This is a genomic window from Massilia solisilvae, assembly GCF_024753215.1.
Taxonomy (GTDB): Bacteria; Pseudomonadota; Gammaproteobacteria; order Burkholderiales; family Burkholderiaceae_D; genus Telluria; species Telluria solisilvae.
Map to the genome: position 1 here is coordinate 205,909 of NZ_JANUGV010000003.1, position 13,445 is coordinate 219,353.

General features: G+C 65.6%; 9 protein-coding genes. 5 read left to right on the top strand and 4 right to left on the bottom strand.

Translation table 11 applies throughout. The features are described 5' to 3' along the window. The first annotated feature begins 95 nt into the window (after positions 1–95). The 4 genes from dnaK (at position 96) to NX773_RS13950 (ending at position 4,559) form a co-directional block, all read left to right on the top strand. Positions 96–2,042, top strand: coding sequence for a molecular chaperone DnaK (gene dnaK / locus NX773_RS13935; RefSeq protein WP_258856926.1), 1,947 nt, complete (start codon positions 96–98; stop codon positions 2,040–2,042). A gap of 124 nt (positions 2,043–2,166) precedes the next feature. Continuing rightward, a complete protein-coding gene (gene dnaJ / locus NX773_RS13940) occupies positions 2,167–3,297 on the top strand; it encodes a molecular chaperone DnaJ (protein ID WP_258856927.1) in 1,131 nt (376 codons plus the stop codon). 213 nt (positions 3,298–3,510) lie between these two features. Beyond that, positions 3,511–4,185, top strand: coding sequence for a carbonate dehydratase (gene can, locus NX773_RS13945; RefSeq protein ID WP_258856928.1), 675 nt, complete (start codon positions 3,511–3,513; stop codon positions 4,183–4,185). Continuing rightward, a complete protein-coding gene (locus NX773_RS13950; protein WP_258856929.1) occupies positions 4,182–4,559 on the top strand; it encodes a nucleotide pyrophosphohydrolase in 378 nt (125 codons plus the stop codon). The genes can and NX773_RS13950 overlap by 4 nt, the downstream gene beginning before the upstream one ends. 97 nt (positions 4,560–4,656) lie before the next feature. Here NX773_RS13950 and NX773_RS13955 read toward each other — a convergent pair whose 3' ends face one another. The 4 genes from NX773_RS13955 to NX773_RS13975 all read right to left on the bottom strand — a co-directional run bounded on the left by NX773_RS13955 (position 4,657) and on the right by NX773_RS13975 (position 11,615). After that, positions 4,657–6,273: a methyl-accepting chemotaxis protein gene (locus tag NX773_RS13955; protein ID WP_258856930.1), complete on the bottom strand. Its 1,617-nt coding sequence runs from the start codon at positions 6,271–6,273 to the stop codon at positions 4,657–4,659. A gap of 239 nt (positions 6,274–6,512) precedes the next feature. After that, the gene (locus tag NX773_RS13960) at positions 6,513–8,093 is read right to left on the bottom strand and encodes a methyl-accepting chemotaxis protein (RefSeq protein WP_258856931.1); all 1,581 of its coding nucleotides are present in this window, start codon (positions 8,091–8,093) and stop codon (positions 6,513–6,515) included. A gap of 162 nt (positions 8,094–8,255) precedes the next feature. Then, positions 8,256–9,854, bottom strand: a complete 1,599-nt coding sequence (locus NX773_RS23550; RefSeq protein WP_307728590.1) for a methyl-accepting chemotaxis protein — start codon at positions 9,852–9,854, stop codon at positions 8,256–8,258. 306 nt (positions 9,855–10,160) lie between these two features. After that, a complete protein-coding gene (locus NX773_RS13975; RefSeq protein WP_258856932.1) occupies positions 10,161–11,615 on the bottom strand; it encodes an NAD-dependent succinate-semialdehyde dehydrogenase in 1,455 nt (484 codons plus the stop codon). A 180-nt stretch (positions 11,616–11,795) separates the two neighbouring features. Between NX773_RS13975 and NX773_RS13980 the strand changes: the two genes are divergently transcribed. After that, positions 11,796–13,427, top strand: coding sequence for a S41 family peptidase (locus tag NX773_RS13980; RefSeq protein ID WP_258856933.1), 1,632 nt, complete (start codon positions 11,796–11,798; stop codon positions 13,425–13,427). The last annotated feature ends 18 nt before the right edge of the window (positions 13,428–13,445 follow it).

Here is a 13,445-nt window from a genome sequence, read left to right on the forward strand (position 1 = left end):
AAAACATCGTGCTGGCCGGAAAACACCCTTGAAAGCACGCAGTTTTTCCCAATATTTGAGCCATCTGAAATCTATTACATAAAAGGAACAAAATCATGGGCAAGATCATCGGTATCGACCTGGGGACCACCAACTCCTGCGTCGCCATCATGGAAAACGGCCAGCCGAAGGTGATCGAGAACGCCGAAGGCGCGCGCACCACCCCGTCGATCATCGCGTATCAGGACGACGGCGAGATCCTGGTCGGCGCGCCGGCCAAGCGCCAGGCCGTGACCAACCCCAAGAACACCCTGTTTGCCGTCAAGCGCCTGATCGGCCGCAAGTTCGACGAGAAGGAAGTGCAGAAGGACATCGGCCTGATGCCGTACCAGATCATCAAGGCCGACAACGGCGACGCCTGGATCAGCGTGCGCGACAAGAAGCTGGCCCCGCCGCAGATTTCGGCTGAAGTGCTGCGCAAGATGAAGAAGACCGCCGAAGACTACCTCGGCGAAGAAGTGACCGAAGCCGTGATCACGGTGCCGGCCTACTTCAACGACTCGCAGCGCCAGGCGACCAAGGACGCCGGCCGCATCGCGGGCCTGGACGTCAAGCGCATCATCAACGAGCCGACCGCGGCCGCGCTGGCATTCGGCCTGGACAAGACCGAAAAGGGCGACCGCAAGATCGCCGTGTATGACCTGGGTGGCGGCACGTTCGACATCTCGATCATCGAGATCGCCGACGTCGAAGGCGAGAAGCAGTTCGAGGTGCTGTCGACCAACGGCGACACCTTCCTGGGCGGCGAAGACTTCGACCAGCGCATCATCGACTACATCATCGAAGAGTTCAAGAAGATCAACGGCCTGGACCTGAAGAAGGACCCGATCGCCCTGCAGCGCATCAAGGCTTCGGCCGAGCGCGCGAAGATCGAGCTGTCCTCGTCGCAGCAGACCGAGATCAACGAGCCGTACATCGCGATGGCCAACGGCGCCCCGGTGCACCTGAACCTGAAGATCACCCGCGCCAAGCTGGAAGCACTGGTCGAGGAACTGATCGAGCGCACCATCGAGCCGTGCCGTACCGCGATCAAGGACGCTGGCGTCAAGGTCTCGGACATCGACGACATCATCCTGGTCGGCGGCATGACCCGCATGCCCAAGGTGCAGGAAAAGGTCAAGGAGTACTTCGGCAAGGATCCGCGCAAGGACGTGAACCCGGACGAAGCGGTGGCCGTGGGCGCCGCGATCCAGGGCTCGGTGCTGGCCGGTGACCGCAAGGACCTGCTGCTGCTGGACGTGACCCCGCTGTCGCTGGGTATCGAAACCCTGGGCGGCGTGATGACCAAGATGATCCAGAAGAACACCACGATCCCGACCAAGTTCTCGCAGGTGTTCTCGACCGCCGACGACAACCAGCCGGCCGTGACCATCAAGGTCTACCAGGGCGAGCGCGAAATGGCTGCCGGTAACAAGGCGCTGGGCGAGTTCAACCTGGAAGGCATCCCGCCGGCACCGCGCGGCGTGCCGCAGGTGGAAGTGACCTTCGACATCGACGCCAACGGCATCCTGCACGTGGGCGCCAAGGATAAGGCCACCGGCAAGGAAAACAAGATCACCATCAAGGCCAACTCGGGCCTGTCGGAAGAAGAGATCCAGAAGATGGTGAAGGACGCCGAGCTGAACGCGGCCGAGGACCACAAGCTCAAGGAACTGGCCGAGTCGCGCAACCAGGGCGATGCGCTGGTACACTCGACCCGCAAGTCGCTGACCGAGTACGGCGACAAGCTGGAAGGCGGCGAGAAGGAGAAGATCGAAGCGGCGATCACCGACCTGGAAGGCGCGCTCAAGAGCGGCGACAAGTCGGACATCGATGCCAAGATCGCGGCCCTGACCACCGCGGCGCAAAAGCTGGGCGAGAAGATGTACGCCGACATGCAGCAGCAACAGGCTGGCGGCGCGCAAGCTGGCGCACAGCCGGGCGCCGGCGCCGAGCAGGCCTCGTCGGCCAAGCAGGACGACGTGGTGGACGCGGAGTTCAAGGAAGTCAAGGACGCCAAGTAATACAAGGGGATCGGCTTTGCTGATCCCGCGAAAAGTGCCGAGCCGAAGCAGCCGTATGGTGCCCGGCTCGGTTTTTTTGCAAAGACCGTTTCAACAGTTGAGATAAACAGCAAGGTGCCGACAAATGGCAAAGCGTGATTTTTACGAGATCCTCGGGGTCGCGAAGAATGCCTCGGAAGAGGACATCAAGAAGGCTTATCGCAAGCTGGCGATGAAATACCATCCTGACCGCAATCCGGACAACAAGGAAGCGGAAGAGAAGTTCAAGGAGGTGAAAGAAGCCTACGAGATGCTGACCAACCCGGAGAAGCGCGAGGCCTATGACCGTTACGGCCATGCCGGCGTCGATCCCAACATGGGCGCGGGCGGCTTTGGCGGCTTTGGCGGCGGCGCCGGGTTCGGCGATGCGTTCGGCGACATCTTCGGCGACATTTTCGGCGGTGGCCGCGGGCGCAGCTCGGGCCCGCAGGTGTACCGCGGCGCGGACCTGCGCTACAACCTGGAGATCACGCTGGAGCAGGCGGCGCACGGTTTCGACACCACCATCCGCGTGCCCAGCTGGGACAAGTGCGACACCTGCCACGGCACCGGCGCCAAGCCGGGCACTTCGCCTGTCACCTGCTCGACCTGCCATGGTCACGGCCAGGTGCGCATGCAGCAGGGCTTTTTCAGCATCCAGCAGACCTGCCCCAAGTGCCACGGCAGCGGCAAGGTGATCCCCGAGCCGTGCGCGGCCTGCGGCGGCGCCGGGCGCATCAAGCGCAACAAGACGCTGGAAGTGAAGATCCCGGCCGGCATCGACAACGGCATGCGCATCCGCTCGACCGGCAACGGCGAGCCGGGCACCAACGGCGGGCCGCCGGGCGACCTGTACGTGGAAATCCACATCAAGCCGCACCAGGTGTTCCAGCGCGAGGGTGACGACCTGCATTGCGAAATGCCGATCTCGTTCACCAAGGCCGCGCTGGGCGGCGAGATCGAAGTGCCGACCCTGTCTGGCAAGGTCTCGTTCACCGTGCCCGAGGGCACCCAGACCGGCAAGACCTTCCGCCTGAAGGGCAAGGGCATCAAGGGCGTGCGTTCGGGGTATACTGGCGACCTGTTCTGCCACGTCGTGGTCGAAACGCCGGTCAAGCTGACCGAGAAGCAGAAAGACCTGCTGCGCGAGTTCGATCGCCTGACGAAGGAGGGCGGCGCCAAGCACAGCCCGCAAAGCAAGGGCTGGATGGACAAAGTGAAGGACTTCTTCGAGTAAGGGTCCGAACCGCTGGATGGCGCGAGTCCCAGCGGTTTTTTTTCGAGTTAGCCATTAGCGCTAAAACAACGTCGTCCCGGCGAAGGCCGGGACCCATGGACGGTTTGCAGGAAACGCTGCGGCACGCCGCCGCCATGGCTTTCGGAGACTCAGCATGGGCTCCGGCGTGCGCCGGGGCGACGGGTCAAGGTAGCGTAAGCAAAAAGGGAACACATGCCAAACTCAAAACCCATCACCCGGGAACTATTCGCCAAGAATCGCGCATGGGCCGATTCGGTGGTCGCCGAACACCCGGACTTCTTCAAATCGCTGGCCGCCCAGCAGGCGCCGGAGTTCATGTGGATCGGCTGCTCGGACAGCCGGGTGCCGGCAAACGAACTGCTGGGCATGCTGCCGGGCGAGATGTTCGTCCACCGCAACATCGCCAACGTGGTCGTGCACTCGGACCTGAACTGCCTGTCCGTGCTGCAGTTTGCCATTGAAGTGCTGAAGGTGAAGCACATCATCATCTGCGGCCACTACGGCTGCGGCGGCGTGGGCGCGGCGCTGACCGGCCAGCGCGTGGGCCTGGCCGACAACTGGCTGCGCCACGTCCAGGACGTCAAGCACAAGCATGGCCGCTACCTCGGCGAGGTGATGCCCAAGGGCGTCGCGCACGACCGCCTGGTCGAGCTGAACGTGGCCGAGCAGGTGATCAACTGCGCCCAGACCACCATCGTGCAGGACGCCTGGGAGCGGGGCCAGGAACTGACCATCCACAGCTGGGTCTATGGCCTGAAGGATGGCCTGCTGCGCGACCTGGGCGTGACCGTGTCCAGCGCCGAAGAACTCGCACAGAAGTACGAGTCGCTGCTGGCGCGCTACGCCGAAGGCTGGACCCCGGCGTGAGCGAACCGTCCGGCCAGTTCCTGCAGCTGCGCGACCTGGTGCGCCAGTTCGTCGACGAGCGCGACTGGGACCAGTTCCACACGCCGAAGAACCTGTCGGCGGCGCTGGCGGTCGAAGCGGCCGAGCTGCTGGAACACTTCCAGTGGCTGCAGCACGGCCGCCCCGGCGAACTGGGCGAAGCGAAGCTGCGCGAAGTGAAGCACGAGATGGCCGACGTGCTGGTGTACCTGGTGCGGCTGGCCGACAAGCTCGACGTCGACCTGGTGGCGGCGGTGCAGGAAAAAATGGTGCTGAACCGCGCCAAGTACCCCGCCGACCAGGTGCGCGGCGACGCGCGCAAGTACTACGAATACAAGCGCGACGGCCAGGCGTAGTCTTCCGTAGGGTGGGCGGGTCTCCCGCCCACGCGTTCAGATCACGCATGCGTTGTTTGAACGCGTGGGCAGGAAAACCTGCTCTCCCTACATCCGCTCAGGCGGCCAGCGCCAGCGAGCGCGCGCCGCCCGCGCCAGGCGGCTGCAGCGAATGGACCGTCGCGTCCTGCTCGAGCTGGAACACGCGCACCGCTTCCTCCAGTTCCTGCGCCTGCTGGCGCAGCGTCTCGCTGGCCGCGGCGGCCTGTTCGACCAGCGCCGCGTTTTGCTGGGTCATCGCGTCCATCCCGCTGATCGCCTGGCTGAGCTGGCCGATGCCGGCTTCCTGCTCGCTGCTGGCCAGCGCGATGTCCTGCATGATGGCGCTCACCTCGTGCACGCTGGACACGATCTGCTCCATCGTTGCGCCGGCCTTGCCCACCAGGCTGCTGCCGGTGCCCACCTCCTGTACCGACACCTCGATCAGCGCCTTGATTTCCTTGGCCGCGCTGGCCGAGCGCTGGGCCAGGTTGCGCACTTCCGAGGCGACGACGGCAAAGCCGCGCCCTTGTTCGCCGGCGCGCGCCGCTTCCACCGCCGCATTGAGCGCCAGGATGTTGGTCTGGAATGCGATGCCGTCGATGACCCCGATGATGTCGGTGATCCGGCGCGCCGACGTGTTGATCGCGTCCATGCTGCCCACCACCTGCGCCACCAGCTCGCCGCCCTTGGCCGCCACCCCGGATGCGTTGCTGGCAAGCTGGCTTGCGTGGCGCGCGTGCGCGGCGTTCTGCTTCACGGTGGAAGTGAGTTCCTCGACCGACGCCGCGGTCTCCTCCAGCGAGCTGGCCTGCTGCTCGGTGCGCGCCGACAAATCCACGTTGCCGTGCGCGATCTCGCCCGAGGCGGCGGCGATGGCCGCGCTGCTGTCACGCACTTTGCCCACCACGCGATACAGGTCGCGGTTCATGCGGTTGAGCGCCGCCAGCAGCTGTCCGGTCTCGTTATGCGCGTGCCGTTCCTCGCGGTTGTGCAGCCGGCCCTGCGCCACGGCGTTGGTGACCTCCACCGCGTGCGCCAGCGGCCGGCCGATCGAGCGGGCGGCCAGCACGGCGCTGCTCACCGCCACCACCAGCGCCCCAAGCCACAGCGCGCCCAGCGCCTTCTGTCCGGCCGCGCCGCGCGCCTTCACTTGCGCCGCCTGGCCGGCCGCCATCGCCCTGGCGTGTTCGACCAGGCTGTCGATCTCGTCCACATACGCCTTTTGCGCCGCCGCCATGTCGCCGCGCGCGATCGTGGCGGCCTCCTGCGCATTGCCGTCGGCGCGCGCCTTGAACGCGCTGTCGCGCAGTGCGATGTAGGCCTTGCGCTTGGTGCCGATGCTGGCGTACAGCGCCTTGCCTTCGGCGTCCTCGACCAGTTGTTCCAGCTGCTTTTGCAGGTTCGAAATGCGCGCGCTGGTCTGCTTGATTTGCGGCGCCAGCGCGGTGCGCTCAGCTTCGTTCTCGGAGGTGATCATGATGGTGGTGCGCATGCCGTTCAACTCGGTCGCGGCGCGCCAGTCGTTGATGATGCGTACCTTGGCCAGCGCATCCGTCATCATTTCCTCGGAGCGTGCGCCGAAGTCGCGCAGCAGCCACACGCCGACGGCCGTCAGCAAGGTCATGAGCAGGCACAGGAGAGCGTAGCTGGCCCCCATCCGCGTGCCGATTTTCAGGTCATCCAGTCTCATCATTGTTGTCGTTATGGATAAAAGTATGGGCCCGGTTCCGTCCCGGTTCGTGGCGCGGCCCCGCCATTCGCTCCATTTTCCATAGCAAAAGCCGGCCTACCATTATGCGACTGGTATTTTGCGGCGTGTAAATATTGGTGTTTTCAGAGAAAGAAATGAGGCGCGGCTGCAACACGTGGCGCGACGCGGCGCACAAAAAAAACGGTCCCGCGCGGGGACCGTTGCGTACAGCGGACGGACTGTCAGGCTGCCAGCCGCAGCGCGGGCGGTGCCGGGGGCTGCATGAGCCTGTGCTCCGACCTGCCGTGCCCGAGCTGGAATACGCTCACCGCCTGCTCCAGCTGGGCGGCCTGCTGGCGCATCGCCGCGCTCGCGGCCGCGGCTTCCTCGACCAGCGCCGCGTTTTGCTGCGTCATCGCGTCCATCTGGCTCACCGCCTCGTTGATTTGCTCGATGCCGGCTTCCTGCTCGGCGCTGGCGGTGGTGATCTCGCGCATGATCGCGGTCACACGGCTGACGCTGGCCACGATCTCCTCCATCGTCTTGCCGGCCTTGCCGACCAACTGGGCGCCGTTGTCCACTTCCAGCACCGAGGCCTCGATCAGCGTCTTGATCTCCTTGGCCGCGCTGGCCGAACGATGAGCCAGGTTGCGCACTTCGGTCGCCACGACCGCAAAGCCGCGCCCCTGTTCGCCGGCGCGTGCCGCCTCGACGGCGGCGTTGAGCGCGAGGATGTTGGTCTGGAATGCGATGCCGTCGATCACGCCGATGATGTCGGTGATCTTGCGCGCCGATGCGTTGATCGAGCCCATGGTGGTGACGACCTGCTCGACCACATGGCCGCCCTGCTGCGCGACGGTGGACGCCGCGTCGGCCAGCTGGTTGGCCTGGCGCGCGTTGTCGGCGTTCTGCTTGACGGTGCTGGTCAGTTCTTCCATCGACGACGCGGTTTCCTCCAGCGATCCGGCCTGCTGTTCGGTGCGCACCGACAGGTCTTCGTTCCCGCTGGCGATCTGGTCGGAGGCGCTGGCGATTGCGCCGGTGCTGTCGCGCACCGCGCTGACGATGCGGTACAGGTCGCGGTTCATGCGGTTGAGCGCGCTGAGCAGCTGGCCGGTTTCGTCGCGCGAGAAGGTCTGTTCGCGGTTATCGAGCTTGCCTTGCGCGACCGCCTCGGCCACCTTGATCGCGCGCCCCAGCGGGCCCGTGATCGACCGCGTCACCAGCACCGTCCAGCCGACCGCGATGACGATCGACAATGCCCACAGCGCGGACAGCACGAGTTGCCCGGTCTTGCCGTGCGCGATCACCGCGTCGCCATTGCCCTCGGCGCGCTCGCGCTGGTGTGTGGCCAGCGCGCCGATGGCGTGGCCGTAGTCCTGCAATGCGGCTTCCATCGCGTCCAGGCCCGCCCCCGCGTTGGCGGCGGCGGCATCGCGCGCACGGATGTATTTGTCACGCTTGGCGGTGGCTTCTTCGTAGAGCTGCTTGCCGGTTTCGCTCGAGACCAGCCGCTCAAGCTCGGCCTGCACCTTGCTGATGCGTTCGCTCGTGGTTTTCACCTGCAACTCCAGGCGCGCGCGCACGGCCGGGTTGTCTTCACCGATCAGGGCTTCGGCCCGGACGCCGTTCAGCTCGGAGGCGGTCATCCATTCGGTGGCCAGCCGTTCCTTCGCGATGTCCTCCTTGAGGATCGTTTCGGTGCTGCCCTGGTAGTCGCGCAGCAGGTAGATGCCGACGGCCGTCAGCACCGTCATAAACAGGAGCAAAAGGGCGAATCCGGCGCCCAGTTTGGCGCCGATGCGAAGGTCTGCAATTTTCATTCAGGTCCAGGTCAACAAGTGCAGGAGCGGGCACGGTGGTCCGCTCCAGGGATTTGTATAGACAACAGGACAAGTATAGGTGAAAAAGTTTCCCGCGGGATATTTAGATTGCAAATAACTATGATTTTCCGGGACGCGCGGCGCCCCGGCAGCACGGCATGCTCAGGCCAATGCCAGCCTGCTGCGCGACGGGGCGGCGATGGCCAGCTGGTCGAGCTGGAACACGCCCACGGTGCGGGCCAGACTCGCCGCCTGCTCCTGCATGGAGGCCGAGGCGGCGGCGGCTTCCTCCACCAGCGCGGCGTTCTGCTGCGTGACCTGGTCCATCTGGACCACCGCCTTGTTGATCTGCTCCAGTCCCGCGCTCTGCTCGCTGCTGGCGGCGGTGATCTCGCCCATGATGTCGGTGACCCGGCGCACGCTCTCGATGATGTCCTTCATGGTCGCGCCGGCCTGGTCCACCAGCCTGGCGCCGCTGTCCACCTGCGCCACCGAATGGTCGATCAGCGTCTTGATTTCCTTGGCCGCTGCCGCCGAGCGCTGGGCCAGCGTGCGCACTTCGGCGGCAACCACGGCGAAGCCACGCCCTTGCTCGCCGGCGCGCGCGGCTTCGACCGCCGCATTGAGCGCCAAAATATTGGTCTGGAAGGCGATGCCGTCGATGACGGAAATGATTTCGACGATGTTCCTGGACGCGGCGTTGATGCTTGCCATGCGCTCGACTGCCTGCGACACCACCGCGCCACCCTGTTGCGCCACCTCCGAGGCCGACAGCGCAAGCTGGTTGGCCTGGCGTGCGTTGTCCGCGTTCTGCCGCACGGTGGAGGTCAGCTCCTCCAGCGAGGACGCGGTCTCTTCCAGCGCGCTGGCCTGGTGCTCGGTGCGGGCCGACAGCTCGTAGTTGCCGGCCGCGATTTCGCCGGCGGCCGTGTTGATGGTGTCGGTCCCGGTGCGCACCTGCCGCACCACGCCTTCCAGCTGCCGCCGCATGTCCTGCATGGCCGCCAGCAGGCTCGACTCGTCGTTGGCTTTCAGGTCCACCCGCACCGTCAGGTTGCCAGCGGCGATCTCGCCGGCGACCTGTGCCGCGTAATCCGGTTCGCCGCCCAGCTGCTTGAGCAGGCTGCGGCTGATCGTGGCGCCGATGATGGCCGCCAGTGCCAGCGCCAGTGCGCCCAGTCCCAGCATGGTATTGCGCGAAGTGGCATAGGTAGCGGCCGCATCGCGCGAGGCCGCGTCGATGCGGCCGGTTGCGTGCGCGATCAGTTTTTCGACAGTGCCCTTGTAGTTGGCCAGCGCCGGGCGCAGTTGCGTGGCCAGGTAGGTTTTCGCCTCATCGTCCTTGCCGCCCTGGATCAGCGCGATCAGCGCGTCCTGGCCGGCGCGGTAGCGCGCGCGCGCCTCTTGCGCCGTTTGCACCAGGGCGCGCCCGTCCGGCGCCACCAGCTCGGCGCGCAGCAGGTCAAGCTGCGCGTTCGCGGTGCCGCGCGCTTCCTCGATCGTATCGAGCTGCTTCTTGCGGTCCTGCGGCTCGGGGTTGAGCATCATGTTGCGCAGCGCGATCGCGATCCTGTCTACCTGGGCGAGCAGGATGCTCGACTGCTCGAGCTTGGGCAGCTCTTGCTGCGCGATCTGCGCGCTGGCCGCGTTCAGTGTGGAGGCCTTGTTGACGCCGACTGCAATAATCATGACCAGCAGCAGGCTGAGGCAGCCAAAACCGATCACAAGGCGGGTGCCCACCTTGAGTGCATTCATGTTCATTCTTCCCTCTTGATTGGTATCGCGTTTCGGACGGCGCAACGGCCTGGACAGATGCACCTGGCGAATCAACACGGCAGGGCAGTGGACGGACTTGCGGGGCGAGCGGTGGCTGCGAAATCGGTGCAACCGGGAGGAGATTCTATTAGGGAAGAACGTACTGACAAAACACTGTGGCGGCGTCAGCGACGGTATTTCAAGAAGTGTTACTTATTGGATACAGAAGTTTGCACTGATGCAAGAAGGAGGGGGGGGCGGGCACAGCCATCACACCCGCCGCAATCGAGCGGCGGGTGTAGCGAAGCCAGCCTAGATGCCGCCCATGCAGATGTACTTGATGACCAGGTAATCGTCCATCCCGTACTTCGACCCTTCGCGTCCCAGTCCCGACTGCTTGACGCCGCCGAACGGCGCCAGCTCGTTCGAGATCAGGCCAGTGTTCACGCCCACCATGCCGGTTTCGATCGCCTCGGCGATGCGCCACACGCGGCCGATGTCGCGCGAATAGAAGTACGACGCGAGGCCGAATTCGGTGTTGTTGACCATGCCGATCACTTCTTCCTCGGTGCGGAAGCGGAACAGCGGCGCCAGCGGGCCGAAGGTCTCTTCGCGCGCGACCTTCATGTCCGAGGTCACCCCGGTGAGCACGGTGGGCTGGAAGAAGCTGTGCCCGAGCGCGTGGCGCTGGCCGCCCACCGCCACCTGCGCACCCTTGGACAGCGCGTCCGCCAGGTGGTCTTCCACCTTTTCCACCGCCTTGGCGTTGATCAGCGGCCCCTGGCTCACGCCCGGCTCCAGGCCGTTGCCGACCTTGAGCGCCTGCACCTTGGCCACCAGCCGGCGTGCGAAATCGTCGTACACGCCGTCCTGCACGTACAGGCGGTTGGCGCACACGCAGGTCTGGCCGGCGTTGCGGTACTTGGAGGCGATCGCGCCCTCTACCGCGGCATCGAGGTCGGCGTCGTCGAACACGATGAAGGCCGCGTTGCCGCCCAGTTCCAGTGAAATCTTCTTCACCGTCGGCGCGCACTGCTGCATCAACAGGCGCCCCACGGCGGTCGATCCGGTAAAGCTCATCTTGCGCACGGTCGGGTTGCCGGTCATCTCGCCGCCGATCGCCTGCGCGTCGCCGGTCACGATCGAGAACACCCCGCGCGGCACGCCCGCGCGCTCGCCAAGCACGGCCAGCGCAAACGCCGAGTAGGGTGTCAGCTCGGAAGGCTTGAGCACGATCGGGCAGCCGGCCGCCAGTGCCGGCGCGACCTTGCGGGTGATCATCGCGGACGGGAAGTTCCACGGGGTGATCGCGGCGCACACGCCGATCGGCTCCTTGGTCACCACGATCCGGCGGTCCGGCCACGGCGACGGAATCACGTCGCCATCGGCGCGCTTGGCCTGTTCGCCGAACCACTCGAAGAACGAGGCCGCGTAGCCGATCTCGCCCTTGGATTCGGCCAGCGGCTTGCCCTGCTCGACCGTCATCAACACCGCCAGGTCGTCCGCGTTTTCCAGCATCAGGTCGCTCCACTTGCGCAGAATCGCGGCGCGCTCCTTGGCCGTCTTCTTGCGCCAGGCCGGCCAGGCGGCGTTGGCGGCTTCGATCGCGCGGCGCGTCTCCTGCGCGCCCATGTGCGGCACCGTGCCGATCTTTTCGCCGGTGGCCGGGTTGCGCACGTCCACCGTGGCGCCGCCCTCGGCGTCGCACCATTGACCGTCGATGTAGGCCTGCTGACGCAGCAGGGAAGGGTCTTTCAGGTTCAGCATGGGGTCCTCGTCCTTGTTCGATAAGCATGCAATTCGCTCATGGTAGTGCTTTTTTGCTCCCGCCGCCGGGTGCGTTCGGTACAGCCTGCTCCCGGATTTGTGCAGTCTGTCGCATCGCCGTGGCTTTCTATCCCGGCAATATTTACGCTGCCGGCATGTTAATTTCGAGGAGTATTGCCGATGCCACGACGTCTCATCCTGGCCGCCGCGCTGGCGGCTGCCGCCTCTGCCAGCCTGGCGCAAACTGCCGCTGACCTTCAGATGCAGGCCAACATGGCCTTCGCGTCCAGGGACTACGAGCGCGCCGGCACGCTGCTCGAGCAATCCTTCGAGCGCCAGCCGCAGCCGGCCCAGCTGTACAACGCGGCCTGCGCCTATGCACTGGGCGGCCAGAAGGAACAGGCGATGCGCACGCTCCAGCGCGCGCTGGCCAACGGCTTCTTCAACGCCACCCTGGCCGAAAAGGACAGCGACCTGGCCGCGCTGCACGGCGACCCGCGCTGGCCGGCGCTGCTGGAACAGATGAAGCAGAAGGAGGTGCTGGAGGCGCGCCTGTTCAACTCGGCGGCGCTGCGCTCGCCCTACCGTGACGACCTGCCGGAAGACGAGAAGGTGGCCGGGCTGTCGAAGTTCTGGTCCGAGGTGAAGTACAACTTCGTGTACACGGACAGGCTCAAGGAGCTGGACTGGGACAAGCTCTACCTGGAGACGCTGCCCAAGGTGCGCGCGACCACCTCCACGGCCGAGTATTACCGCGTGCTGATCCAGCTTGGCGCAAAGCTGCGCGACGGCCACACCGGCATCTGGGGCGCGGACGAGCTGCTCAACAAGGACTGGGCCAAGCCGCTCTTGAAGACCCGGCTGGTCGAAGGAAAAGTGGTGGTGGACGCCGTGTTCGACCCGGATCTGGTGGCCAGGGGCGTGGCGCGCGGCACCGAGATCACCGAGGTGGACGGCGAGCCGGTCAAGGCCTGGGCCGAGCGCGAGATCCGGCCTTACGTGAGCGCGTCCAGCGAGCATGACATGAACCAGCGCGTGTACGGCTACCAGTTCCTGCAAGGGCCGGTGGACGTGGCGCCGCGGGTGAGCTTTCGCACCGCCGCCGGCAAGGCGTTCGACGCGCCGGTCAAGCGCGTGAGCTTCCAGGAGTACGGCAAGCTGGCGCCGAAGATCGAGGCGTTCGAGTTTCGCATGCTGCCCGGCAATGTGGCCTACGTGGCGCTGAACAGCTTCGGCAACAGCAAGGCGGCCGACGGTTTCCTTGCCGCGTTCGACCAGATCGCCAGGTCGCAAGCGCTGATCATCGACGTGCGCAACAACGGTGGCGGCAACTCGGGCGAGGGCTACCGCGTGCTGTCCACGCTGACCGACAAGACCTACGTGCCGGGCAAGTGGGGCACGCGCGACTACCGGCCCACCTACCGCGCCTGGCAGATGGCCAACCCCGACCACGAGGAGCTGGACACGCCGCGTGGGCCGGACATGGCGCACCAGTACAGCAAGCCGGTGGTGGTGCTGACTTCGGCCCGCACCTACTCGGCGGCGGAAGACTTTGCGCTCGCGTTCGACATCCTGCAGCGCGGGCAGATCATCGGCGAAGCGACCGGCGGCAGCACCGGCCAGCCGCTGTTCTTCGACCTGCCCGGCGGCGGCCACGCGCGCATCTGCACACGCAGCGTCACCTACCCGGACGGGCGCGTCTGGATCGGCAAGGGCATCGCGCCGAATGTGACTGTGGCGCCGACCGTGGCCGACATTCGCAAGGGGCGCGACACGGTGCTGGAAGCCGCACTGGCCAGCTTGCGCAAGTAATGGCGGTGAGGTGAACGG

Coding starts and splice junctions, on each gene's coding strand:
- dnaK (WP_258856926.1), top strand. CDS start 96: ATGGGCAAGATCATCGGTATCGACCTGGGGACCACCAACTCCTGCGTC.
- dnaJ (WP_258856927.1), top strand. CDS start 2,167: ATGGCAAAGCGTGATTTTTACGAGATCCTCGGGGTCGCGAAGAATGCC.
- can (WP_258856928.1), top strand. CDS start 3,511: ATGCCAAACTCAAAACCCATCACCCGGGAACTATTCGCCAAGAATCGC.
- NX773_RS13955 (WP_258856930.1), bottom strand. CDS start 6,273: ATGATGAGACTGGATGACCTGAAAATCGGCACGCGGATGGGGGCCAGC.
- NX773_RS13960 (WP_258856931.1), bottom strand. CDS start 8,093: ATGAAAATTGCAGACCTTCGCATCGGCGCCAAACTGGGCGCCGGATTC.
- NX773_RS23550 (WP_307728590.1), bottom strand. CDS start 9,854: ATGAACATGAATGCACTCAAGGTGGGCACCCGCCTTGTGATCGGTTTT.
- NX773_RS13975 (WP_258856932.1), bottom strand. CDS start 11,615: ATGCTGAACCTGAAAGACCCTTCCCTGCTGCGTCAGCAGGCCTACATC.
- NX773_RS13980 (WP_258856933.1), top strand. CDS start 11,796: ATGCCACGACGTCTCATCCTGGCCGCCGCGCTGGCGGCTGCCGCCTCT.